Annotated in this window: 22 protein-coding genes and 1 riboswitch; of the genes, 11 read left to right on the forward strand and 11 right to left on the reverse strand. The window is 65.4% G+C overall.

From position 1 onward, the window contains the following. Window positions 1-55 precede the first annotated feature (55 nt). The 3 genes from WBR68_RS06865 to WBR68_RS06875 form a co-directional block, all read right to left on the reverse strand. On the reverse strand, window positions 56-1,390 hold the full coding sequence (locus WBR68_RS06865) for a type II toxin-antitoxin system HipA family toxin (RefSeq protein WP_230693744.1): 1,335 nt from the start codon (window positions 1,388-1,390) through the stop codon (window positions 56-58). 3 nt (window positions 1,391-1,393) lie between these two features. After that, complete coding sequence (locus tag WBR68_RS06870) at window positions 1,394-1,651, reverse strand: helix-turn-helix domain-containing protein (RefSeq protein ID WP_050446164.1); 258 nt, start codon at window positions 1,649-1,651, stop codon at window positions 1,394-1,396. Between the two features lie 72 nt (window positions 1,652-1,723). Next, window positions 1,724-2,647, reverse strand: a complete 924-nt coding sequence (locus WBR68_RS06875; RefSeq protein WP_100857547.1) for a LysR family transcriptional regulator — start codon at window positions 2,645-2,647, stop codon at window positions 1,724-1,726. A gap of 156 nt (window positions 2,648-2,803) precedes the next feature. Here WBR68_RS06875 and WBR68_RS06880 point away from each other — a divergent pair, with 156 nt between their 5' ends. From WBR68_RS06880 to metF, 9 genes are all read left to right on the forward strand, one after another. Further along, window positions 2,804-3,787 carry a tripartite tricarboxylate transporter substrate binding protein gene (locus WBR68_RS06880; RefSeq protein WP_230693745.1) on the forward strand — a complete coding sequence of 328 codons (984 nt, stop codon included), beginning with the start codon at window positions 2,804-2,806 and terminating at the stop codon, window positions 3,785-3,787. 101 nt (window positions 3,788-3,888) lie between these two features. Next, window positions 3,889-5,310 (forward strand): 3-isopropylmalate dehydratase large subunit, encoded by a 1,422-nt coding sequence (leuC, locus tag WBR68_RS06885; RefSeq protein ID WP_230693746.1) that lies wholly within the window; start codon window positions 3,889-3,891, stop codon window positions 5,308-5,310. Next, the gene (gene leuD / locus WBR68_RS06890; RefSeq protein WP_050446168.1) at window positions 5,307-5,969 is read left to right on the forward strand and encodes a 3-isopropylmalate dehydratase small subunit; all 663 of its coding nucleotides are present in this window, start codon (window positions 5,307-5,309) and stop codon (window positions 5,967-5,969) included. The genes leuC and leuD overlap by 4 nt, the downstream gene beginning before the upstream one ends. Before the next feature lie 21 nt (window positions 5,970-5,990). After that, window positions 5,991-6,878, forward strand: coding sequence for an alpha/beta fold hydrolase (locus WBR68_RS06895; RefSeq protein ID WP_230693747.1), 888 nt, complete (start codon window positions 5,991-5,993; stop codon window positions 6,876-6,878). Between the two features lie 79 nt (window positions 6,879-6,957). Continuing rightward, a complete protein-coding gene (locus WBR68_RS06900) occupies window positions 6,958-7,194 on the forward strand; it encodes a DUF1289 domain-containing protein (RefSeq protein WP_050446170.1) in 237 nt (78 codons plus the stop codon). Window positions 7,195-7,264: 70 nt separating this feature from the next. Continuing rightward, window positions 7,265-8,323, forward strand: coding sequence for a glycosyltransferase family 4 protein (locus tag WBR68_RS06905; protein ID WP_230693748.1), 1,059 nt, complete (start codon window positions 7,265-7,267; stop codon window positions 8,321-8,323). A 73-nt stretch (window positions 8,324-8,396) separates the two neighbouring features. Beyond that, a riboswitch (S-adenosyl-L-homocysteine riboswitch) is annotated at window positions 8,397-8,554 on the forward strand. A 100-nt stretch (window positions 8,555-8,654) separates the two neighbouring features. Next, window positions 8,655-10,073: an adenosylhomocysteinase gene (ahcY, locus tag WBR68_RS06910; RefSeq protein ID WP_050446172.1), complete on the forward strand. Its 1,419-nt coding sequence runs from the start codon at window positions 8,655-8,657 to the stop codon at window positions 10,071-10,073. A gap of 123 nt (window positions 10,074-10,196) precedes the next feature. Then, window positions 10,197-10,532, forward strand: a complete 336-nt coding sequence (locus WBR68_RS06915; RefSeq protein ID WP_050446250.1) for a phage holin family protein — start codon at window positions 10,197-10,199, stop codon at window positions 10,530-10,532. Continuing rightward, on the forward strand, window positions 10,532-11,374 hold the full coding sequence (metF, locus tag WBR68_RS06920; RefSeq protein WP_050446173.1) for a methylenetetrahydrofolate reductase [NAD(P)H]: 843 nt from the start codon (window positions 10,532-10,534) through the stop codon (window positions 11,372-11,374). Before WBR68_RS06915 ends, metF begins: the two co-directional genes overlap by 1 nt. 320 nt (window positions 11,375-11,694) lie before the next feature. Here metF and WBR68_RS06925 read toward each other — a convergent pair whose 3' ends face one another. The 6 genes from WBR68_RS06925 to WBR68_RS06950 form a co-directional block, all read right to left on the reverse strand. Further along, complete coding sequence (locus WBR68_RS06925) at window positions 11,695-12,693, reverse strand: tripartite tricarboxylate transporter substrate-binding protein (protein WP_127186086.1); 999 nt, start codon at window positions 12,691-12,693, stop codon at window positions 11,695-11,697. Between the two features lie 297 nt (window positions 12,694-12,990). After that, the gene (locus WBR68_RS06930) at window positions 12,991-13,854 is read right to left on the reverse strand and encodes a proteasome-type protease (protein WP_050446251.1); all 864 of its coding nucleotides are present in this window, start codon (window positions 13,852-13,854) and stop codon (window positions 12,991-12,993) included. 54 nt (window positions 13,855-13,908) lie between these two features. Beyond that, entirely contained in the window at window positions 13,909-14,712 is an 804-nt protein-coding gene (locus tag WBR68_RS06935) for a transglutaminase family protein (RefSeq protein ID WP_050446175.1), read from the reverse strand. Window positions 14,713-14,727: 15 nt separating this feature from the next. Beyond that, window positions 14,728-15,702, reverse strand: coding sequence for an alpha-E domain-containing protein (locus tag WBR68_RS06940; protein WP_050446176.1), 975 nt, complete (start codon window positions 15,700-15,702; stop codon window positions 14,728-14,730). A 2-nt stretch (window positions 15,703-15,704) separates the two neighbouring features. Continuing rightward, window positions 15,705-17,135, reverse strand: a complete 1,431-nt coding sequence (locus tag WBR68_RS06945) for a circularly permuted type 2 ATP-grasp protein (protein ID WP_127186085.1) — start codon at window positions 17,133-17,135, stop codon at window positions 15,705-15,707. A 218-nt stretch (window positions 17,136-17,353) separates the two neighbouring features. After that, entirely contained in the window at window positions 17,354-18,028 is a 675-nt protein-coding gene (locus WBR68_RS06950) for a 5-formyltetrahydrofolate cyclo-ligase (protein ID WP_230693749.1), read from the reverse strand. Between the two features lie 162 nt (window positions 18,029-18,190). On the opposite strand from WBR68_RS06950, the gene WBR68_RS06955 reads away from it, so the two are divergent. Next, entirely contained in the window at window positions 18,191-20,329 is a 2,139-nt protein-coding gene (locus WBR68_RS06955) for a lytic transglycosylase domain-containing protein (RefSeq protein ID WP_230693750.1), read from the forward strand. 11 nt (window positions 20,330-20,340) lie between these two features. Continuing rightward, window positions 20,341-21,501 (forward strand): CCA tRNA nucleotidyltransferase, encoded by a 1,161-nt coding sequence (locus tag WBR68_RS06960; RefSeq protein WP_230693751.1) that lies wholly within the window; start codon window positions 20,341-20,343, stop codon window positions 21,499-21,501. An 18-nt stretch (window positions 21,502-21,519) separates the two neighbouring features. Here the strand turns inward: WBR68_RS06960 and WBR68_RS06965 are convergent, their stop codons facing one another. Next, the gene (locus tag WBR68_RS06965) at window positions 21,520-22,707 is read right to left on the reverse strand and encodes a class I SAM-dependent methyltransferase (RefSeq protein WP_230693801.1); all 1,188 of its coding nucleotides are present in this window, start codon (window positions 22,705-22,707) and stop codon (window positions 21,520-21,522) included. A gap of 150 nt (window positions 22,708-22,857) precedes the next feature. Continuing rightward, window positions 22,858-24,654, reverse strand: coding sequence for a DEAD/DEAH box helicase (locus tag WBR68_RS06970; protein WP_230693752.1), 1,797 nt, complete (start codon window positions 24,652-24,654; stop codon window positions 22,858-22,860). Between the last annotated feature and the right edge of the window lie 199 nt (window positions 24,655-24,853).

The raw sequence follows: 24,853 nt of genomic DNA on the forward strand, positions 1-24,853 counted from the left end.
AGGCGCGGCCGGCTAGGCGCGGCCGGCTAGGCGCGGCCGGCTTAGGCTCGGCTGGCTAACGCGTGGCCAACCCTTCGGACCGTCCGATGACGCGGGATGTGTCCAAGGGTGCGTCGGCGGCTTCGTAGCCTGCCTCGGAAATCGCGGCGTCCAGGCTACGGTACCGAGCATCGAGTTTCGAACTCCGCAGCCCGCACATGCCGTCGTTCCAGGCATGCACCATTTGCTTGGCAATCCAGCGCCACTGCGGTTCGTTCTTCGCTGCCTCGATCACCTCGCGTCCCACTTCGACTGCCGATTCGCATAGCTGCTCGACCATCGCCTGATACTGCTTTGAATTGATGCCAAGCCTGGCCAGCATGAACTTGGCCAGCGTGCTGCCGGGAACCCATGTCTTGCGTCCGTCAACGGACAGGGCGGGCGCACTGTTGCTGAATTCGGGGTAGGCCTGGGTCGTGACGATGTCGTAAACGGGCGTGTACGCGACGTCGGCGCGCGAGGTGTAATACAAGGCGATGTTCTTGGCATGGCAATCCGCGTTGCGAACCACGTAGTTCGTAAGCAGATGCCAAGCGAAGTGCAGGTTTTGCGCACGCAGCGATGCCGAAGGAACGTACTCGCGGGTGGCCTTGTAGACGCGCTCGGTGGTCGTGGCGTACTTTTCGTGCGGTGGCAGGCCGAGCAGGCTGCAAGCGTCTTCCACACCGCTTATAGGCTGGCCGGCAGCATCGACGTCGAAGCGGTCAACGACCAGCACACGGCCATCGTCGGACATCTGGGCATTGACGACGGGCACGACATTCAGGCGCCGCAATACGCGCAGCGTGAAGAACTCGTTGAATCCCAAATAGGGCGTCGTTTCGTCGGACCCTTTGATGATGTGTTGCGGGGTGCGCAACGTGGCTTTTTCCGTCTCGGGGGCGCCTTGGTTACGCCCGTCTGGAGCCAGGAATTTGGGCACCACGCCTGAGATGGCGCTGCGTGCATACGCGCGCACCAGCGCGTCGAAGCGGGGCGCCGTGTTCTCGGCCGTCAACAGGTCCTTGATATTCAAGGGCGGTAACGGCACGCCAGGATGTGCGCCTTCCGCTGTCACCGCTACGCGTCCAATGCCGGATGCGCCGACGACGGCAAGCAGCGATAAATCCGTGCCATCCATGAGCGGGCCAAACAGCTCGCGGATCACGCCAAGCAGATGCCCTTCAGGCAAGTTTTGGCGAAAGAATGGGTGCAAGTCGCGGGGCCATCGCCACGCCGCCTCGCGCACTGGCATCGTAAGACTGACAAAGGCGTCGTCGGGGGCGTCAGGGACATAATCGAGAACGTATTCGTCTGCCTCGCGATAAAGCTTCGCGACGTGGCGTCCGAGAACGTGGACGTCCAGTTTCATGGCTTATTCCCCGCGCCGTTGTTCGGCCAAAATGTCTTCCAAGGTCCGCTGGTGGCCAGCTTTGACAACTTTAAGGTCGTAGCCGGCAGCGTCCAGCAACCGAACCAGCGCTGATACGCTCATGTCGTTGCGTGCCAGGTTTTCCATGCGCGTCAGCGTGGTTCGGGCGACATCCGCGCGCCGGGCCATTTCCTCTTGCGACAAGCCGCTTTCCTTGCGGGCCGAACGCAACATTTCCGCGACATCGCCAAGTGTGGTCATTTTGTAGCCCCTGGGCATCAGAATTGGTTAATTCTAGCTATTTTGTAGCCCCAAGGCTACAGCACAGATCAATCACCAGCCCGCATTTCCGCCGCCCGGCCCCTTCAAATACCGCGCGAAGCGCTGTGACAGAAAATCCACGAAGGCCACCGTCTTGGCCGGCAGGTTCAGGCGTTCGGGGTAAAGCGCGTGGATGTCGGCGGCCGGCGTGCGCCAGTCGGTCAGCACTTCGCGCAGCCGGCCGTCGCGCAGGTAGGCGGCGGTTTCCCATTCCGAGCGCATGACGATGCCGTGGCCGTCCAGCGCCCATTCCAGTGCGCTTTGGCCGTCGTTGGAACTGACCGGGCCGCGCACTTTCACGGTTTCGGCGCGTTGGCCGGATTCCAGCCGCCAGGTGCCGTAGGCGACCTCGTTTTCGCGCACCACGATGCAGCGATGGCGTTGCAGTTCGCCCGGGGTGCGGGGTTCGCCATAGGTGTCCAGGTAGCGGGGCGACGCGCATAGCAGCCGCCGGTTGGACGCGATCTTGCGGGCCGTCAGGCGGGCGTCGGGCAGGTCGCCAAAACGCACGGCCACGTCGAAGCCTTCTTCGATCAGGTTCAGCGGCCTGTCCGTCAGCCGCATCTGCACTTCGACGTCGGGATACTGGCGCGCGAAATCCGAGACGGCCGGCACGATGTGCGCGCGGCCGAAGCCGAACGTGGCGTTCAGCCGCAGCAGCCCCTGGGGTTGTGCACGGGCGCTGGACACCGAGCGCTCCAGCGCTTCAAGGTCTGCCAGGATGCGCCCGCCTTCGGCGAGATAAAGCTCGCCTTCCTGGGTAACGCTGACGCGCCGGGTGGTGCGGTTCAGCAGCCGCACGCCCAGGCGCTGCTCCAACCGGGCCAGCCTGGCGCTGATGGCGGGCGGCGTCAGGCCCAGTTCGCGCGCCGTGGCGGACAGGTTGCCGTGTTTGACCACCAGCGAAAAGAAAGCAAGATCGGAAAGGGCGTCCATGGCAGTCCCCAGGCGTTGGTCATTTATAAATTAAATCTAATAAAGATTTAGTTTTGCTGCGAATTATAAAGACCCAGGCGGCCTATAAACTGGCCGCTCCACTATAGAGCCGCAGTGCCACTGCGCCACCACGCGGCCAACCGAGGAGACTTCCGCATGACCATCAAACCCGTTGCCCGCGCCTTGTGCGCGGCCCTTGCCGTTGCAGCCTGTTGGACGACGCCGGCCGCCGCCGCCGACGCTTTTCCTGATCGGGCGATCACGCTGATTGTGCCGTTTGCGCCGGGCGGCAGCGTGGATATCGCCGCGCGCTTGATCTCGGATGCCTGGGGCCGCGCGCTGGGGCAGAGCGTGATCATCGAAAACCGGGCCGGCGCGTCCGGCAACATCGGCATGTCCGCCGTGGCGCGCGCCCAGCCCAATGGCTACACGCTGGGCATCAACACCATGTCGCTGGCCATCAACCCGGCGCTGTTCAAGACCATGCCGTTCGACACCCGTAAAGACCTGCGCTCGGTGGGCACCGTGGGCACGTCGCAGCATGTGCTGACGGTGACGAACGCCTTGCCCGTGGCCAACGTCAGCGAACTGCTGGCCTATGTGCGTGCGCGGCCCGCGAATGAACTGAGCTTTGGTTCCGCCGGCACCGGCAGCACCTTCCACATGGCGGCGGAATTGTTCAAGTCCGTGTCCAAGACGCAGATCCTGCATGTGCCGTACAAGGGCGGCGGTCCGGCCATGGTGGACACCATCAGTGGCCAGGTGCAGATGAGTTTTCCGGTGTTGTCGGCCGCCAAGCCCCAGGTGGACGGCAAGAAGCTGCGCGCCCTGGGCGTGACCGGCACGACGCGTTCGCCGCTGCTGCCCGACGTGCCGACCATCGCCGAGTCCGGCCTGCCGGGCTACGAATTCAACACCTGGTTTGTCGTCAGCGCACCGGCAGGCACGCCGCAAGCGGTGATCGACACGCTGAACGCCAAGCTGGCCGAAGCCCTGCAATCGCAGGAGCTCAGCACGCGCATGCAGAAAGAGGGCTTCGAACCGCTGGTGTCGTCGCCCGCGAAGACGGACGACATGGTGGCCGCCGAGATGACGCGCTGGGCCAAGGTGGTGAAGGACGCCGGTATTCAGGCCAACTGACGTTCGGGCCAATTCCGTTCGGGCCAACTGAACGCCTGATTGAAGCCATTGCAAGACGCGCCCGCGCCCGCCGCGGGCGCTCAAATTCAAGGAAGCAAGACATGCCCCGCATGACGCTGTACGACAAACTGGTGGCCAGCCATGAGGTGGCCCGCATCGACGACGAGCACATTCTGCTGTACGTGGATCTGCACATCATGAACGAATACACCAGCCCGCAAGCCTTCAGCGGACTGACCGCGCGCGGCCGTGGCGTACTGCGGCCGGGGCAGCAGATGGCGGTGGTGGACCACATCATTCCCACGCATCCGGTGCCGTCGGCGCTGCGCGTGATTGCCGATGAGGCATCGTCGCGCCAGGCCGTGAACCTGAAGCGCAATTGCGACGCGCAGCACATCGCGTTGTTCGACACGACCGACCCGTTGCAGGGCATTGAGCACGTGATCGCGCCCGAGCACGGCATGATTCTGCCCGGCATGGTGGTGCTGTGCGGCGACAGCCACACCACCACGTACGGCGCCTTGGGCGCGTTGGGCTTTGGCATCGGCACGTCGGAAGTCGAACACATCCTGGCCACGCAGACGCTGGTGTACCGCGTGGCGCGCAACATGCGTGTGCGGGTTGACGGGGTGCTGGGCACGGGCGTGTCCGCCAAGGACCTGGTGATCTACCTGGTGCATCGCATCGGCGCGCAAGGCGCGCGCGGCCACGCGGTGGAATTCTGCGGCGAGGCCATCGACGCCTTGTCGGCCGAGGCCCGCATGACCCTGTGCAACATGACGGTGGAAGCCGGCGCGCGCGCCGCGCTGATCGCGCCGGACGCCACGACCGATGCCTACGTCACCGCGCACGCGCCGCAATTGCAGGGCCACATGCTGACACAGGCGCGCGCGTACTGGGCCACGCTGCGCACGGATGCGGACGCGGTGTTTGATGCCGAATACGTGTTCCATGCCGCTGACATTGCGCCTTTCGTCACCTGGGGCACGAGCCCCGATCAGGCGGTGCCGGTCACGGGCTGTGTGCCCGACCCGCAAGCCGAACCCGATCAACTGGCCCGACTGGCGCTGGAAAAGGCCATGGACTACATCGGCCTGGCAGCCGGCGCGCCGATAGCCGGTGTGCCGGTGGACCGCGTGTTCATCGGGTCTTGCACCAACGGGCGTATTGAAGACTTGCGCGTGGTGGCCGGCCTGGTGCGCGGTAGAAAGGTGGCGGCGGGCGTGCGCGCGATGGTCGTGCCGGGCTCTGGCGCGGTGCGCGCGCAGGCCGAAGCCGAAGGCCTGGCGGCGCAGTTGATCGCGGCGGGTTTCGAATGGCGCCAACCGGGCTGTTCGATGTGCCTGGCGATGAACGACGACGTGCTGCGCCCGGGCGAGCGCTGCGCGTCCACCACCAACCGAAATTTCGAAGGACGCCAGGGGCGGGCAGGGCGCACGCACCTGATGAGCCCGGCGATGGCCGCCGCCGCCGCGCTGGCCGGCCGCATCGTTGACGTCCGTGACTGGAGCCAAACCCAATGAATCCGCTGATCGAAGGCATTGCCGCGCCGCTGCCGTACTCCAACCTGGACACCGACCAGATCATGCCCAAGCAGTTCTTGCGCATCATCGACAAGGCGGGGCTGGACCGAGGCCTGCTGTATGACCTGCGCTTTGACGAGCATGGCGCGCCGCGCGCGGACTTCGTGCTGAATCAGGACGCCTACGCGGGCACGTCCGTGCTGGTGGCCGGCCCGAACTTCGGCTGCGGGTCCAGCCGCGAACACGCGGTGTGGGGCTTGCAGCAGTTCGGCATCCGCGCCGTGATTGCGCCCAGCTTTGGTGAAATCTTCTACTTCAATGCGGTCAACAACGGTCTGCTGCTGGTCAGCCTGCCGCCCGCTGATGTCGACGCCTTGCTTGCGCGGGTGTCCAATACGCAAGAGAAGGCATCCGGGAACAACCGCCTGGCTATCGACGTGATGGCGGGCCAGGTGCGCGCCGCCGATGGCTGGACGGCGGGCTTTAGCTTGCCGGAGCGGCATCGCCGCATGTTCGCCCAAGGGCAGGACCTGGTGGGCGCGTCGCTCTTGCAATTGCCTGATGTGGAGCGCTTCGAGGCCGCCCACTGGGCGCGGCATCCGTGGATGAAGGATGTGGCGCGCACGGTGCGCGACCGCCTGGATTCCGCCCGACAATAAACGCACAAGGAGATCCCCCCCATGACCGCATTCTTCGACCTGCCCGTGCGCCGCATCCCGGCCAATGGCATTGAGATTGCCGCGCGCATCGACGGGTCGGGCCCGCCTTTGCTGCTGCTGCACGGCCATCCGCAAACGAGCGCCATCTGGCACCGCGTGTGGCCGGAGCTGACCCGGCATCGCACCTGCGTGGCGGCTGACTTGCGCGGCTATGGCGACAGCACCAAGCCTGCCGCCACGCCGGACCACGCCGCGCATTCCAAGCGCGAGATGGCCGCCGACATGCTGGGCTTGATGCGCGCGCTGGGCCACGAGCGTTTCGAGGTGCTGGCGCATGACCGTGGCGCGCGCGTGGCGCATCGGCTGGCGCTGGACCATGCCGGCGCCGTGTCGCGCATGTTGCTGCTGGATATCGCGCCGACGCTGGACATGTACGAAGGCACCACGCGCGCCTTCGCCCAGGCCTACTTCCATTGGTTCTGGCTGATCCAGCCCGCGCCCGGCCCGGAAACCATGATCGAACACGACCCCGTTTTCTACCTGCGATCGGTCATGGGTGGCCGCCCCGGCGGGCTGGTGCATTTTTCGGCCGAGGCGATGGCCGAATACGAACGCGCGGCCCGCCTGCCAGGTTGGGCCACGGGCCTGTGCGAGGACTATCGCGCGTCGGCCACGGTGGACCTGGAGCACGACCGCGCCGGCCGCGCCTCGGGCGAGCGGCTGCGCATGCCGGTGCGGGCGCTATGGGGCGAGCGCGGGGCGGTGGGCAAGAATTTCGATGTGCTGGCGCTATGGCGGGCGATTGCCGACGAGGTCTCGGGCGGGCCCTTGCCGGGGGCGCATTACCTGGCCGAAGAATGCCCGGATGCCGTGCTGCAAGAGGCCGGCGCGTTCTTCGGATGGCGCTGAACGGCGGCCGTCAAGCTAGCCTTCGCGGGCGATAGGGCTATCCATAAAGGGACACAACCCTGGTGGTAACCTTCGGCCCATGAATCGTTACTTCGCTGATCTTTCCGAATTGCCCGACCCTGAAGACGCGCAGCGCGTCTTCAAGGCAACCGACTCCCCCTGCGTGGCCGTGTGCTCGACCCTGTTCGACGACATCTGCCGCGGCTGCGGTCGCACGGCCATGGAAGTCGCCAACTGGGTGTTCATGTCGGAAGAGGAAAAGCGCGATGTCTGGGTGCGCATCAAGGCGCAAGGGTATCCCCGGCGCAACAACTGAGCCGGGCGCGGTCTTGGCCTTGTCACATGGCACGGGCTAAATCGCAGTATTGCCCACTTCCGGCCCTATCATGCGCATCGTCCTGGTTACGGATGCCTGGCATCCGCAAGTCAATGGCGTCGTCCGCACCTGGACGACCATGCGGCAAATTTTGAATGAATGGGGCCACGAGCTGATCGTGGTCAGCCCGGAGGGCAGCCGAACCGTGCCGGCGCCGTCCGAACCCGATCTGCGTCTGTGTCTGCAGCCCGGGCGGCAATTGCGCCGCATCCTGGGCGACACCATTCCCGACGCCCTACACATTGCCACCGAAGGCCCGCTGGGGCTGGCGGCGCGCCGCATGGCGCTGTCGCGCGGCTGGCAATTCACGACATCGTTCCACACCATGTTCCCCGACTACCTGCAAGCGCGGATGGGCATTCCCGCCGCCTTGCCGTGGCGCTACCTACGCTGGTTCCACCGGCCCTCGCAATGCGTGCTGGTGCCCACGCCCACGGTGCGCGACGTGCTGGTGCGCCGTGGCCTGGGCAACTTGCAGGTCTGGTCGCGCGGGGTGGACCCGCGCAAATTCCAGCCGGCTCGCAGCCAGGCGTTCGCGCAGTTGCCGCGTCCCATCTTTCTGAGCGTGGGCCGCGTGGCGCGCGAAAAGAACCTGGATGCCTTTCTGTCGCTGGACCTGCCGGGCAGCAAGGTGGTGGTGGGCGCGGGCCCGGACGAGGCGCGCTTGAAAAAGCGCTTTCCCGATGCGGTCTTCCTGGGCATGCAGCAGGATGACGCGCTGCCATCGTTTTACGCCGCGGCCGATGTGTTCGTGTTTCCCAGCCTGACCGACACGTTCGGCCTGGTGATGCTGGAGGCAATGGCCTGCGGCACGCCGGTGGCGGCTTTTCGCAGCGAGGCGCCGCTGGCGGTGGTGAACCAGGGCGTCACTGGGTGCCTGGACGACGATCTGGCCCAAGCCTGCCGCGCCGCGCTGCCGCTGGACCGTGAAGCGGTGCGGGCGCATGCGCTGACCCGTAGCTGGGACTCGGTGGCGACGAGCTTGCTGGATGCGCTGGTGCCGCTGGTGGCCGTGCCGCCGCAAGCGCCGGCCTCCCCTTCCCGAACCGCACCGGTGCGGGCGGGATGATGAACTGATCTTTCCCTGGTTTTTTTCAGGGACGGAATTCCGCGCACCGTGCCGAACCGGTACAATGCCCGGCAATCCTGAGGAGCGTTGCGACGACCCAGCGGTTCCCGCCTTGCACGGTAACGTGCAACGCAATGTGCAACAGCACGCGGAACCCGGCTCGCCAGGCTCAGGAATCCTTGTTCAAGCGCCGCGCCTTGCGCGTCGCTACAGCAACGGCGCTCACCTTTGTCGCATATGGCGGGAAAGGCGAGCACTCGACTGTCGTGGTGTATTCGCGTTGTCCGGCCATATCGTGCGCCGTTCGATATTCACGTGGAGCCTACACACCATGAACGCTGTTACTGATAAATCTTTCTCCGACTACCTGGTTGCCGATCTGTCGCTGGCTGGCTGGGGCCGTCGCGAACTGGCCATCGCCGAAACCGAAATGCCCGGCCTGATGGCCATCCGCGAAGAATTCGCCGCCGCGCAGCCGCTCAAGGGCGCGCGCATTGCAGGCAGCCTGCACATGACCATCCAGACCGGCGTGCTGATCGAAACGCTGGTGGCCCTGGGCGCCGAAGTGCGCTGGGCCTCGTGCAACATCTTCTCCACGCAAGACCACGCCGCCGCCGCCATCGCCGCGTCCGGCACGCCGGTCTTCGCCGTCAAGGGCGAAACGCTGGAAGAGTACTGGCAGTACACCCACAAGATTTTCGAATGGCCCAATGGCCAGCACGCCAACATGATCCTCGACGACGGCGGCGACGCCACGTTGATGCTGCACCTGGGCACCAAGGCCGAGAAAGACATCTCGGTGCTGGCCAACCCGGGCAGCGACGAAGAGCGCATCCTGTTCGCCGCCATCAAGGAAACGCTCAAGCGCGATCCGAAGTGGTATTCCACCCGCCTGGCGCAGATCAAGGGCGTGACGGAAGAAACCACGACCGGCGTGCATCGCCTGTACCAGATGTCGCAAAAGGGCGAGCTGGCCTTTGCCGCCATCAACGTCAACGACTCGGTCACCAAGTCCAAGTTCGACAACCTGTACGGCTGCCGTGAATCGCTGGTGGACGGCATCAAGCGCGCCACCGACGTGATGGTGGCCGGCAAGATCGCCGTCGTGGCCGGCTACGGCGACGTGGGCAAGGGCTGCGCCCAGGCGCTGGTCGCCTTGCGCGCGCAAGTCTGGGTTACCGAAATCGACCCGATCTGCGCCCTGCAAGCCGCGATGGAAGGCTTCAAGGTCGTGACGATGGAAGAGGCCGCCGCCCATGGCGACATCTTCGTTACCGCCACCGGCAACTACCACGTCATCACGCGCGAGCACATGAACGCCATGAAGGACCAGGCGATCGTCTGCAACATCGGCCACTTCGACAACGAAATCGACGTCGCCGGCCTGGCCGATTGCCAGTGGGAAGAAATCAAGCCGCAGGTTGATCACGTGATCTTCCCGGACGGCAAGCGCATCATCCTGCTGGCTCAAGGCCGCCTGGTGAACCTGGGTTGCGCCACCGGCCACCCGTCGTTCGTGATGTCGTCGTCGTTCGCCAACCAGACCATCGCCCAGATCGAACTGTTCACGCGCAACGACGCCTACAAGTCGGGCGAAGTCTATGTGCTGCCCAAGCACCTGGACGAGAAGGTTGCCCGCCTGCACCTGAAGAAGCTGGGTGTGAAGCTGACGACGCTGCGCAAGGATCAGGCCGACTACATCAACGTGCCGGTCGAAGGCCCCTTCAAGCCCGAGCACTACCGTTATTGATGGGTTGAAAGCACAATAGGAAATGCCGCGCCATGTTGGCGCGGGTTTCCGAGCCGCGGGCGAACCTGGTTTTCGCCTAAAGAAATCCAGGCCGCGGCGCGTCAACACAGGAGTTCGAACATGGTGGCATTGATACTCGTCTGGATCCTGAACGCGGTGGCCCTGCTGGCCGTCGCTTACCTCTTGCCCGGCATCGTCGTGGCCAGTTTCGGTTCAGCGCTGATCGCGGCGTTGGTGCTGGGTCTGGTCAACATGCTGGTCAAGCCGGTGCTGGTGTTGCTTACCTTGCCCATCACGATCGTCACGCTCGGGCTCTTCCTCATCGTCATCAACGCCTTGTTGTTCTGGTTCGTCGGCTCCGTGCTGAAGGGCTTCCAGGTCAACGGGTTCTGGTGGGCCGTGGGCGGTGCCATTCTGTACAGCATCATCTCTGGCCTGCTCACCAAACTGATCCCCTAATGTCTGACTCGACTTCCCCTGCTTTCAGCCTGGAGTTCTTTCCTCCGCGCGACCTGGCCGGCCAAGAGCGGCTGGTTCGCGCGGCCAAGCAGATGCTGGCCATCCAGCCCAAGTACGTCAGCGTGACCTTCGGCGCGGGTGGTTCCACGCGCGCCGGCACGGCCGACGCCGTGCGCACGTTGCGCAACCTGGGTTGCGATGCGGCGCCTCACTTGTCTTGCGTGGGCGCCACGCGCCAGGATCTGCGCGACATCCTCCAGACGTACAAGAGCGAAGGCGTGCGGCGCGTGGTCGCCCTGCGCGGCGACCTGCCCTCGGGCATGGGCGGCGACGCGGGCGAGCTGCGCTACGCCAAGGAACTGGTGTCGTTCATCCGCGAGGAAACCGGCGACTGGTTCCACATTGAAGTGGCCGCCTATCCCGAAATGCATCCGCAAGCCGCCAACCCGTCGGCCGACCTGGATCATTTCGTGGCCAAGGTGAAGGCGGGTGCCGATGCCGCCATCACGCAGTACTTCTTCAACGCCGACGCCTATTTCGACTTTGTCGACCGGGCCCAGGCCAAGGGCGTGAACGTGCCGATCGTGCCGGGCATCATGCCCATCACGAACCACACGCAACTGCTGCGTTTTTCGGAAATGTGCGGCGCGGAAGTGCCGCGCTGGATTCGCCTGCGGCTGGCGGAGTTTGGTGACGATAAAGCGTCCATCCGCGCCTTTGGCGTGGATGTGGTGACCGAGCTGTGCCAGACCCTGCTGGACAACGGCGCGCCGGGTCTGCATTTTTATACGCTGAATCAGGCGGAAGCACCGCTTGCGGTGTGGAAGGAACTGGCGCTGTAAGGGGCTGGTACATCGTCACCGCTGTTCGGTGGGTTGTGCGCTACACCCATCCACTTGCTTTGTGTGAATGCCGGGTCTTTCAGGGCCGTGCGCGGGCCGTGTTGGCGTGCTCGCATAATTGCGGCATTCGTAGGATGGGTGAAGCGCGCGCAGCTTGGCACAAGAATGCGATGCCGCGCCGCGCGGAACCCATCGATCACGGTCTGGGTTCTTCGCCAGGTTGTGCGCTGTTCGCGGTTGCTTGATGGGTTGCGCGCGATCTCTGTTTGGGTTCTTGCCTCGAGCCTTGCGCGCTACACCCATCCTACGTGCCGTTGTGTTTAGTCCGCGTAGACGCCTACCTTGCGGATGACGCCTCCCCATTTGTTGATTTCGGATTGCAGCCAGGTTTGCAGGCCTTCTGGCGTCTGCTTTGATTCTGGCACGATCTCGGCGCCCAATTCTGCCATTTTCTGCGTGAATGCCGGGTCTTTCAGGGCCGTGCGCAGCGCCGCGTTGAACTTGTTGATGGCTTCGGGCGGCGTGCCCTTGGGCGCATAGACGCCGTGCCAGACCTTTACCTCGAACCCCTTCAAGCCGGCTTCCTGCAAGGTCGGTGCGTCAGGCAGTGTTTTGATGCGGTCCAGCGTGGTGACGCCAAATAGCTTCACGCGGTCGGCTTTGATCTGCGGGATGGTCTGCGTGGTCTGGTCGCACAGCACATCCACCTGGCCGCCCAGCAGCGCCGTCATGGCGGGGGCCGTGCCGGCATAGGGCACGGCGGTGAACTGCACACCCAGCGCTTCCTGCAACAGCATGCCGCACAACTGCGATACCGCGCCCAGGCCTGCGTTGGCCAGGTTGACCTTGTTGCCGTTTTCGCGGGCGTACTTGATAAAGCCCGCCATGCCGTCGGCTGGCAGGTCCTTGCGGCCCAGCAAGGTCATGGGCACGTCCGCGACCTGGCCGACATAGGCGAAGTCCGTCAGGGGGTTGTACGACAGCTTGCGGTACAGCGCCGGGGCGGTCGCCATGCCGTTGTGATGGATCAGGAAGGTGTAGCCGTCCGGCGCGGCGCGCGCCACGTGTTGCGAGGCCAGCGTGCCACCCGCGCCGGTGCGGTTTTCGATCACGACACTTTGCCCCAACGTCTTGGCCATGGACGCGCCCAGGCTGCGGGCGACCACATCGGTTGGGCCGCCGGCCGCGAACGGCACCACCAGCGAAATGGGATGGTTGGGATAGGCGCCTTGCGCGCTGGCGGAACCCCAGGCAAGGCATGACAGGGCCAGCACGGGCCAGGCTGCGCGCGTTGCCGCGCGCCCGAAGATATTGGGCATGTCTCGCTCCTTGTGGTTTTTTCTCGTGCCCGGCATGCGTCAACGGACGTGCGCAATGCAGGCCGCAACCAGTGTGGCCCGTGACGCCAAGGATGAGAATTCGCCGTTTCACAAGCCGGGTTTCGGCAAGTGGAAAGGGGGGGACGCGAGAGGCAACCCAGGGGGAAACGCGGCAGATAACCCAGGGGTTAATGCGGCAGATAACCCAGGGGTTAATGCCGGAGATACCCGGGGGGGTTAACGCGCGCTGGCGCAACTCGGGGCGAGACAGCCGCCGCTATCCAATGCGGCGGGTCTTTAACTCGCCTGGTCTTTGCCCGGATCTTGCGCCAGCACCTGCGGGGTGGGGTAGCTGGGTTCGGGCGTATTCACCGGCTCGATGCGTATCGGCTGATGGATGCGGCTCAAGGGCACCAGCGAGCTGGGATCGTCGGGGTTGGTCCAGAGCGGGTCGGGGATCTCGGCGAACACCTGGCGCAGGCGTTCGCCCCAGGTGCCACGGATCATGCGGAAGTACTCGTTGTTTTCGTCGATGCTGGCAAAGTGCGTGACGCGCAGGGCGTTGGTGTCATAGACCAGCAAATCCAGCGGCAGGCCCACGGAAATGTTCGACCGCAAGGTCGAGTCCATGGAAATCAGCGCGCACTTGGCGGCTTCGTCCAGCGACGTGTCTGGGCGCAGCACACGGTCCAGGATGGGCTTGCCGTACTTGGCTTCGCCGATCTGGAAATACGGACATTCCAGGCCGGCTTCAATGAAATTGCCGGCCGCGTAAACCTGGAACAGGCGGCAACGTTCGCTGCCGATCTGTCCCCCGAAGATGATGCTGACGTTGAAGTCCACGCCTTGCTCGTGCAGGGCAGGGGCTTCGCGCTGATAGACCTCGCGCACGGCGGCGCCCACGCAGCGGGTGGCCTCGAACAGGTCGGTGGCGGTCCAGATGGTGTCGCCGCCTTCGTCGTGCTGCCGGGCCAGCGCATGCAGCACGGCCTGGCTGACGGCCAGGTTGCCGGACGTCATCATGACCATGACGCGTTCGCCCGGTCGTTCGAAGACGGTCATCTTTCGGAAGACGCTGATCTGGTCGACGCCGGCATTGGTGCGGGAGTCAGAAAGAAATACCAGGCCAGCGTCAAGGCGGGCGGCTACGCAGTAGGTCATGATCGAAAATTTGGAGAAACCACGCCGCATTGTATTGCGGCGCGGGCGCGGCGGTTATTGCTGGCCAGATGTTTGCACCTGCACGCTGATCTCCATGGATTCTTCGCCGCCGCCGCTGCGCACGCCGCGCACCGGCGAAGCCGAGTCATAGTCGCGCGCCACGGCCAGGCGGCAATGGCTGTCCGAGGCGAACTGGCGGTTGGTGATGTCGACGCTGGTCCAGCCGATGTCGGCCAGCCACACGTCGGCCCAGGCATGGCTGGCCGAGTGTTCGGTGGTGGTGTGCACGTAGCCGCTGACGTAGCGCGCGGGCACGCCCAGGCCGCGCACGCAGGCCAGGAACAGGTGGGCGTGGTCCTGGCACACGCCGTGGCCCATCGCCAGGACCTGGTTGGCCGCCGTGGTGACGTCGGTGGTGCCGGGCTCGTAGGCAACCCGGTCGCTGATGGCGTTGGCCAGCGCCAGGATGTCGTCCGGGGTGGTGATGCCGTTGGGCAGCACGCTGCGCACAAAGGCAAGAATGGTGTCGTCGGCTTGCGTCAACGAGGTCTGCACGCAATAGGCGTGCACCGGCAGGCGGCTGTCTTCGCCGCCCAGCAGACCGCGCGTCAACGGCGCCACCTGCACCTGCCCCACCACGCGCAATTCAATATCGGTGTGGGGGCGGTTCAAGGTCAGCGTGTGCGTAATGTTGCCGTAGGCATCCACCTGCTTTTCCAGCGCGCCCGGGGCTTCGATGTTCCAGCGCAGCAGGCGCTGGTGCTCGTCGTCGCGCGGGGTCAGGCGCAGCGTCTGGATGCTGTAGGTGACCGGTGCGGTGTAGCGGTAGTGGGTGATGTGCGTGATGAACTGTTTCATGGTGCTGTCTCCAGGTTATGCCGACAGCGGAACCAGGAAGTCCTGGCTGATCCGGTTGCCCAGGTCGTTGATGCGGTCCAGGAAATGGTCCAGGTATTGGTGCAGGCCGCTATCCAGGATGTCTTCGACGCGGCCGAATTGCAGTTCGGCGCACAGCATGCCCGCGCGCCGCTGGGTTTCGGTCGAGCGCTGGTTCGACACGCGCGCCAGGTCCTCGGACACCGCGCGCATCGACGCCAGCAGCGAACGCGGCATATCGGGGTGCAGGATCAGCAGCTCGGCCACGCGGTCAGGCGTGATGACGTCGCGATACACCTTGCGGTAGATCTCAAGCCCGGACACAGAACTCAGCAGCGCCGACCAGCGGTAGAACTCGCTTTGCAGGGCGGCGGTGCCGGCCGGTTCGCCGCGCGGCTCCATCGTGCCGTTGCTGCCGCGTTCATGGAATTTCACGTCCAGCATGCGGGCGGTGTTGTCCGCGCGCTCCAGATGCATGCCGATGCGCAGGAAGTACAGCGCCTCGTCTTCCAGCATGGTGCCGATGGTGACGCCACGCGCCAGGTGCGAGCGGAACTTCACCCATTCGAAAAATTCGCCGGGGTTGCGTTCCAACAGGCCGGTATGCAGGTGCTTGAGCAGTTCCAGCCAGGTGGTGTTGTAGGTCTCCCAGACTTCGGTGGTCAGGCTGCCACGCACGGCGCGCGCGTTTTCCCGGGCGGCGCGCATGCAGGAATAGATGGACGAGGCGTTTTCCGGGTCGCGCACCATGTACTGCAGCACGTCGTGCGGCGAGATGGTTTCGTACTTGCTTTGATAAAGCCCTTGCAGTTCAGAGATGCGCAGCACGCCCAGCCACGAGCCTTCGCGCGTTTGCGGGTCTTGCGGCAGCAGCGACATCTGCAGGTTCACGTCCAGCATGCGCGCGGTGTTTTCAGCGCGCTCAATGTAGCGGCACATCCAGAACAGGTTGTCGGCGGTACGGCTCAGCATGTTCAGTCCTCCAGAACCCAGGTGTCTTTGGTGCCGCCGCCCTGGCTGCTGTTGACCACCAGCGAGCCTTCGGTCAGCGCCACGCGGCACAGGCCGCCGGGCACGGTGCGGATGTCCTTGCCGCACAGCACGTAGGGGCGCAGGTCGACGTGGCGCGGCGCCACGCCGGATTCCACGTAGGTGGGCACGGTGGACAGCGCCAGCGTGGGCTGAGCGATGTAGTTGCCGGGGTTGGCGCGTACGCGATCCTTGAAGGCGTCGATCTCGGCATGGCTGGCTGACGGGCCCACCAGCATGCCGTAGCCGCCGGCGCCGTGCACTTCCTTCACCACCAGCTCGTGCATGTTGGCCAGCACGTGGGAAAGCTCGCTGGGCCGGCCGCAGCGCCAGGTCGGCACGTTGGACAGGATGGGCTCTTCGCTGAGATAGAACCGAATCATGTCAGGCACGTATAGATAGGTGGACTTGTCGTCGGCGATGCCGGTGCCGATGGCGTTGGCCAGCGTGACGCGGCCGGCGCGATACACCGACAGCAGTCCGGGCACGCCCAGGGCCGAGTCGGCGCGAAACGACAACGGGTCAAGAAAGTCGTCGTCCAGGCGGCGGTAGATGACGTCCACCTTGCGCGGGCCTTGCGTGGTGCGCATGTAGACGGTGTTCTGTTCGACGAACAGGTCTTGCCCTTCGACCAGTTCTACGCCCATTTGCTGCGCCAAAAAGGCGTGTTCGAAGTAGGCCGAGTTGTACATGCCGGGCGTCAACACCACCACGGTGGGGTCGTCGCCGCCATGCGGGGCGACTTCGCGCAGGTTGTCCAGCAGCAGGTCGGGGTAATGCGCCACCGGTTCAACCTTGATGCGGCTGAACGCATCGGGCATCAGCCGCATCGACATCTTGCGGTTTTCAAGCATGTAGGACACGCCCGACGGCACGCGCAGATTGTCTTCCAGCACATAGAATTCGCCCGCGCCGGCCCGCACGATGTCCACGCCGGCGATGTGGCAGTAGATGTCCTCGGCCACATCCACGTCCTGCATTTCAGGGCGGTACTGGGCGTTCAGAAAGACCTGTTCGGCCGGCACGATGCCGGCGCGCACGATGTCGTGGCCGTGATAGATGTCGTGGATGAACATGTTCAGCGCGCGCACGCGCTGCTTCAGGCCGGCTTCCAGGTGGCGCCATTCGTCGGCGGGAATGATCCGGGGGATCAGGTCGAACGGGATCAGGCGTTCGGTGCCGGCGGCGTCGCCCGCTACCGAAAAAGTAATGCCGACCCGGCGAAAGCTCAGGTCGGCTTCCAGGCGGCGCACGGCCATGGCCTCGGCCGATTGCTCTTGGTGCCAGCGTTCGAACGCCTGGTAGTGGGAGCGTATGCCGCCTGCGCCTTCGCGCATTTCGTCATAAGCGGCGGGACGGGATGTTCTGTCCTTCATGGCTCCTCCAATGCTGTGCCTGCTACCGGCTTGTGGTGGCCGGCTTGCACGCGGTCAACCCGGCCAATGCTCGGCCGGTCACAAACTAACAAGCAACCTGCGTGCCAGCTTTTGGGGACACGCCTTGGGAGAAATATCCTCTCAAGGGCGCTGAAACACCATCCCCTCGGCGGTTGATGGCACCAATTTGGTGCGCGCCGCCGGGCGGTTCTGGTGCGTCAGTTCATGCGGAACGTATGCAGGGTGGTGCCGCCCGTGGCGCCTTCTGAAAGCGGGGCCTCTGGCACCCAGCCGTCCTGGGTCAGTACGGCGTCCAGCGGAAAGTCGTGCGGGGCGGCCTGATAGTCGGCGTCCAGCTCGCCGCAGCTCCAGGCGATGCCAATGGTGATGAAAGGATGGCCGCGGTCGCGCAAGGCGGCCAGCGTGCGGTCGTAGTAGCCGGCGCCATAACCCAGGCGGTCGCCGTGTTCCGTGTAACCCAGCGTGGGCACCAGGACCACGTCCGGCAGCACGTCGGGGCCGGCAACGGGCTCCTGGATGCCGTAAGGGCCGGCGCGAAGCTCGGCATCAGGCGTCCAGGGCAGGAAGGCCAGCGGCGCATTGCGCGCGCGCACCACGGGCAGCGCCACGGCCACGCCGTTTTCCACCCATTGCGACAGCAGCGGGCGCAGGTCGGGTTCGCCGTCCAGGGGCCAGAAGGCGGCCACGGTGGCGGGCGCCGCGCGCCCTGCGCGCCGGGCCTCGTCGCGGGCCACGTTCAGCCAGGTGAACAGCCGCGCGCGCATCAGCAAACCGCCCCGGCTGCGCTGGTCTTCGGGCATTTCGGCACGCAGTTTCCGCAATCGCGTACGGTGCTGGACTGCGGTATCCTCTGGAGTATTTTGCGTAGTCATGCAGTGGCTGTAATGGGGGTGGACAATGAAGGCGAAGATGAAAGCGAAGCTGCTGGAATCGGGTGTGCAACGCGGTGTGCAAGGCGGCCTGCAAAGCAGCATGCCGATGTGCATGCAGGCGTGCGGCAAGGCCTTGGTATGACGGTAAATGAGGGACGCGGCATGACACAAGCGCAGCAATCTGGACGGTATCAGAAAACTCGCCGGAAATCCCCGCAAGGCGCGTTCGCACCGACCCCGCGCGCTGGCCTGCGCCGCTGGCTGCCCTTGCTGGCGCTCTTCACCGCCGCCTGTGCACCGGTCGATGCGCAACAACGCAACGCCGCCATCAGCGCGCCAGCCCCAACCGCTGCCCAAACCCCCCAATCCGCCCAACCCGTCATTGCCGTGCCGCCTGTGGTGCTGGCCGGCCTGCCGCCCACCGCTGAAACCCCCGCCCTGGCCGCCGTTGTCGCCGCGCGCGCCGCCATGAGCCGCAAGCAATGGTCCATCCTGGGCGCCTTGGTGCCGCAGGCCAAGTCCGACACGCTGGGCATGTACCCCGAATACTGGCTGCTGCGCTATCAACTCTGGACTGCACCCGCCAGCGCCCGCCCCACGGCCGACCTGCAGCGCTTCATCAGCAGCAACGGCGATGCCTATCTGGCCGACCGCTTGCGTGGCGATTGGCTGCTGGCCGCCGCCCGCAGCGGCGACTTCGACACCGTGCGCAAGCTGGCGCCCGTGAAGAACAGCAATAGCCAGATCGAATGCGCCATCCTGGACGCCAAGCACATGACTGGCCAGCGCGCCACGGCCGAGCAGGCGATATCCGTGTTCGCGCCGGGCAGCGCTTGTTGGGCGCTGTACGACCAACTGGTGGCGGACGGTGTGTTGGGCTGGCAACAACTGGAACCGCAGTTGCGCGACGCCATCGAGGACGACAAAACCTCCAATGCGCGCAAGTTTGCGCAGTACATGTTCGAGCCGCGCGACCTGAAAACCTACGACGTCCTCATGAAGGACCCGATGAAGTGGCTGACCCGGCAAGATCGCATGCCGGTGGGCCGCAACGAGAAAGAACTCGTGACCATCGCGTTGGCCCGGCTGGCGCGGGCGGACGTCGGGGTTGCGGATTCCTACCTGCGCCGCGAATGGGCCAAGTCCATGTCCAAGCCGAATCTGGCCTGGGTGCGTGGGCAATACGCGCTGATCGCCGCGCTGCGCATGGATAGCCGCGCCGACGACTGGTACCACGAAGCCGGCCACATCCGCATGACGGAGTACAACGCGGGGTGGAAGGTGCGCGCCGCCTTGCGCCAGCCCAAGATTGACTGGAAATGGGTCATTGCCTCCATTGACGACATGCCGGCGTCGCAGCGCGACGACCCGTCGTGGGTGTACTGGAAGGCGCGCGGTCTGGCTGCCACCGGCCGCAAGGACGACGCCAACACGCTGTACGCCAGCATTGCCGACCGCTTCGATTTCTACGGCCAACTGGCTTCCGAGGAATTGGGCCGGCGCATCAACGTGCCGCCGCGTCCGGCGCCCATCACCGACAGCGAAATCGCCGAAGCGCGCGCCAACCCCGGGCTGCAACGGGCTGTGCAACTGTTCCGCCTGGGTTGGCGTGGCGAAGCAGTGCCTGAATGGAATTTCACGCTGCGCGGCATGAACGACCGCCAACTGATGGCCGCCGCCGAGCTGGCTCGCGCCGAGAACATCTACGACCGCGTGGTCAATACGTCCGACCGTACGGAAAAAGAGTTCGACTTTTCGCAGCGCTTCATCGCGCCATTCGAAGGCCGCGTCACGGCCAAGGCCAACGCCATTGCGCTGGACCCCGCCTGGGTCTATGGCCTGATCCGCCAGGAATCGCGCTTCATCATGGACGCGCGTTCGCACGTGGGTGCGTCGGGCCTGATGCAACTGATGCCGGCCACGGCCAAGTGGGTGGCGGGCAAGATCGGCATGACGGATTTCACGCCGTCCAGCGTGAACGATTTCGACACCAACACCGAACTGGGCACCAACTACCTGAACATGGTGCTGCGCGACCTGGATGGGTCGCAGATGATGGCCAGTGCCGGCTACAACGCGGGCCCGCGGCGCCCGCAGAACTGGCGCGCGACCTTCTCGCATCCCATTGAAGGCGCCATCTTCGCCGAGACCATTCCGTTCAACGAAACCCGCACCTACGTGAAGAACGTGATGTCCAACTCGGTGTACTACGCGGCGATGTTCTCCGGCCAGCCGCAGTCGCTGAAAGAGCGGCTGGGCAACATCGTGCCGCCCGGCGCCGAGGCCACCGCGGCCCGATGACGAACGGCCCGATGCAAGATCGCAAGCAAGACCCGGCCATCGACGGCTTGCAGGTGTACATCGTGGGCGGCGCGGTGCGTGATGCGCTGCTGGGTTTTCCGCCCGGCGACCACGACTGGGTTGTGGTGGGCACGACGCCCGAAGACATGGTCCGCCGTGGCTTCATTCCCGTCGGCGGCGATTTTCCCGTGTTCCTGCACCCGCGCACCAAAGAGGAATACGCGCTGGCGCGCACCGAACGCAAGTCCGGCCGCGGCTACAAGGGCTTTACCTTCTATACCGGCGCCGACGTGAGGCTGGAAGAAGACCTGCGCCGCCGCGACCTGACCGTCAATGCCATCGCCCAGACGCAAGACGGCGAATTGGTCGACCCACTGGACGGCGCGGCCGATGTGCGTGCCCGCGTGTTCCGCCACGTGGGAGAGGCGTTCCAGGAAGACCCCGTGCGTATCCTGCGCCTGGGCCGTTTCGCGGCACGCTTTGATGATTTCTCCGTGGCCCCGGAAACGCTGGCGTTGTGCCAGCGGATGGTCCAGGAAGGCGAGGCCGATGCATTGGTGGCCGAGCGGGTCTGGAAAGAACTGTCGCGCGGCCTGATGGCAAAGAAGCCATCGCGCATGCTGGACGTACTGCAGGATTCCGGCGCGTTGGCCCGTGTGATGCCGGAGCTGCAAGCGGTCAAGGAGGCGGGCGCCGACGTGGACCGGGCGGCGGCGCAAGGTTTGTCGCTGCCGGGTCGCTATGCGCTGCTGTGCCGCCTGACGCCGGAGCGCGAGGCGCTGGGCCGGCGCATGCGCGTTCCCACCGAATGCAACGACTACGCGCGCCTGCTGCCAGAAGTGTTGACGGGGCTGGAGGCGGTGGATCGCACTACGGGCACGGACCAAGGCATGGACCAAGGCATGGGCCAAGGTATGGACCAAGCCGACGCCACCGAAGCGCAGTTGGCGCTGATGGAGCGCGCCGATGCGCTGCGCAAGCCCGACCGGTTTTTTGATCTGTTGAAGACGGCGTCGATCTTGCGGCCCGTGGACATGGCCGTCTGGCAGTCGCGGGTGGACGCGGTGCGCGGCGTGGATGCCGGCGCCATCGCCAAGGCTTGCGCCGGCGACCCGGCCCGTATCAAGGACAGCGTCCGGCGCGCACGGCTGGACCGGCTGCACGCGGGCTGAGGCCGGCGGCTATGGCGGCTACAGCTTGCCCAGCCGGTCACCGCGCGAGAACCCGGCCAGCGGTTCCGTCATGCCCCGGCCCACGGCCAGCACCTTGAAGAGTTCGCCCATTTCGGCTTCGGACAGCAGCTTTTGCACCGGCGCCACCGCTTGTGCGTATTGCAGCGGATCCGATGGGTCCAGTTGCTCCAGCAGATCCATCAGCCCGGCGTTCATCAGAAAGCGCGCCTGGGATGTGTAACCCAACACCTGCAAATTGGCCTCGAGCGCCGCATCGGCCATGGCCGTGAAATCCACGTGCGCGGTGATGTCCTGCAACCCCGGCGCGGTGAAGGGATCCCCATGCGCGTGATGGCGCAAATGGCACATCAGCGTGCCGCCCGCGCGTTGCGGATGGTAGAACTCGCTGCGCGGAAAACCATAATCCACCAGCAGTGCCGCGCCCCGTTCCAGCCAACTGCCCATGGCGGCGATCCAGGCTTCGCCCTGCAGATTGATCTCGGACACGTAGCCGGGCAGCGCCGGCATGCGCGCGGCCACGGCCTGCGCCAGCGCGGTCGGCGCGGGCCGGTCGCTCCAGACAAAGCCCTGCTGTGCATCCAGCGCCACGCCGCGCTCCAGCACGGCGCCATCCTCGCTCCAGCAAAACAGGGAAACGGGCATGGCATCCAGCACCTCGTTGGCCAGCACGCAGCCCGCAAAGGCGTTAGGCAGTGCATCCAGCCATTGCACGCGGCTGCCGAACGGCGCCAGCCTTTCGGCCTGACGCGCGCGCAGGTCGGCCGACACTTCCAGAATCAGGTATTGCGTCTGGTCCAGCCCCAGCGCGTCCAGCTCGCGCAGCACGCCTTCAGCCAGCGCGCCCGTGCCCGCGCCAAATTCCAGCACCGCCTGCGTTTGGGTCTGGCGCAGCACCTGCGCCGCCTGGCGGGCGAGGGTGCGGGCGAACAGCGGAGTCAGCTGCGGCGCGGTGACGAAGTCGCCCGCGGGCGTCTTGGCGCCGTCATCCGCATCGGCCAGCTTGACGTTGCCGGCTGCGTAGTAACCCAGCCCGGGGGCGTACAGCGCTTCAGCCATCCAATGATCGAATGGCAACCAGCCGCCGTTGGCGCTGATCGTCTTGCGCAAATGCGCGGCGGTGGCGTCGCTGTGCGCCTGGGCGGCGGGCGATAGCGGGGGAAGGTTGGCGGGCGCGGGGCGTTGCATGGTCGAGGAAGGCGTGGTCATGGGCGCATTTTCCCAAAAAAAGAACGGCGACGCTGGGCGTTGTTGCGCGCTTCAGTTGGGGGCTGCCCCAAAAACAAACCCCGCGACGGGCGCGGGGTTTGCTTGGGGTCAAGCGATCAAGCGGGCGAATTAGCCGCGGCGATCAGCCGGCTTGGCGAAACGCTTGGCGGGGCCGCCGGGGCGCTTGTCAAACGAGGGCTTGGCGCGGAAGCCGCCTTCCGGACGGTCGCCGCCACGGAAGCCGCCTTCACGAGCGGGACGATCACCGAAGCTGGGGCGGGCGTCACGGTCAGCGCCACGGAAACCACCTTCACGGGGAGCGCGTTCGCTGAACGGGCGGGCATCGCGCTGGGGGCGGTCGCCAAAGCTGGGACGGTCGCCGCCGAAGCTCGGGCGGGCGTCACGGTCACCACCACGGAAGCCGCCTTCACGCGGGGGACGGTCGCCGAACGGGCGATTGCCCTGGTAGCCGCCTTCGCGCTGGGGACGATCACCGAAGCTGGGACGATCGCTGAACGAACGGGCCGGACGGTCGCCGAAGGGGCGATTGCCTTGGTAGCCGCCTTCGCGCGGGGCGCTGTCGCGGTTGCCTTGGTAACCACCTTCACGCGGCTTGAATTCGCCACGGGGAGCGGCGCCTTCACGCGGGCCGCCAAACGAACGGCCTTCGCGGTTGCCTTGGTAGCCGCCGCCTTCATGGCGCGAACCACCGAAACCGCCAGGACGCTTGCCGAACGGCTTGCCGCCACGCGGGGCGCCGCTGCCACCAGCCGACGGACGCGGCGTGCGCTTGGGTTCCAGACCGGCGATGGTTTCCGGCGTAATCGTTTGGCCGATGTAGTGCTCGATACGGCGAACCTTGTGGCGCTCGGAGTGCGTGGCCAGCGTGAACGCCAGGCCGCTGCGACCGGCGCGGCCGGTACGGCCGATACGGTGCACGTAGTCTTCGGCTTGCATCGGCAGGTCGAAGTTGACGGCGTGGCTGATGCCTTGCACGTCGATGCCGCGGGCGGCAACGTCGGTGGCAACCAGAATACGCAGCTGGCCGCGTTGCAGTTGCGACAGCGTACGGGTGCGCTGGCGCTGGTTCATGTCGCCGTGCAGGGCGGCAGCGGCAAAGCCTTGGTCGGCCAGGCGGTCGGCCAGGTCGTCAGCGCCACGCTTGGTGGACGTGAAGACGATGGCTTGATCCAGCTTGGCGTCGCGCAGCACGTGATCCAGCAACTGCATCTTGTGGCCGGCGTCGTCCGCGTACAGCAGGCTTTGCGTGATGTTGGTGTGCTTTTCCTTGGCGCCGGCCATCTCGATACGCTGCGGGTCGCGCATCATCTTCGCGGCCAGCTTGGCAATCGTGCCGTCCAACGTGGCCGAGAACAGCAGCGTCTGGCGGTCTTCCGGCAGGCGGCTGACGATGGTTTCGATGTCTTCAATGAAGCCCATGTCCAGCATGCGGTCGGCTTCGTCCAGCACCAGCGTGTGCACGGTGTTCAGCTTGACGCGACCCGATTGCAGGTGGTCGATCAGGCGGCCGGGGGTGGCGACCAGCACGTCAACGCGACGCGACAGGGCCTTCAATTGGGCGCCGTAGGGCATGCCGCCCACAACGGTGGCGGTGCGCAGGTCAGCCAGCTTGCGGCCATAGGTGGCCGTGGCTTCGGTGACTTGCAGGGCCAGTTCGCGGGTCGGGGTCAGCACCAGCACTTGCACGCCGACGCCCTTGTTGGCGGGCATCTGGGCAATACGGTGCAGGGCCGGCAGCATGAAGGCGGCGGTCTTGCCGCTGCCCGTTTGCGAGGACACCATCAGGTCGTGGCCGGCCAGTGCTTGCGGAATGGCGGCAGCTTGGACCGAGGTGGGGGTATTGAAGCCAGCTTCTTGAACGGCCGACAACAGAGCGGGTGCAAGACCCAGAGTTTCGAAAGACATTACTTTCCCTTGCCGCAGACAATGCGACGCAGTGCTTGGTCGGGCCAGGGGATTAGGCGGCCGGATCCAGGCGACGGTTGATGGAGCATCGTGCCGACCGAATCAACCGTGCGCGTGGCGCGTTCTCTTGTACAGATTGGAACGCAGGGCGAAAGGAAAGGAGGTCAGGAATCGATGATAGTTCGGCATGGGGCCCGGG

Origin of the sequence: Achromobacter sp. JD-1 (assembly GCF_038594925.1) — a bacterium.
Taxonomy (GTDB): Bacteria; Pseudomonadota; Gammaproteobacteria; order Burkholderiales; family Burkholderiaceae_B; genus Achromobacter; species Achromobacter spanius_C.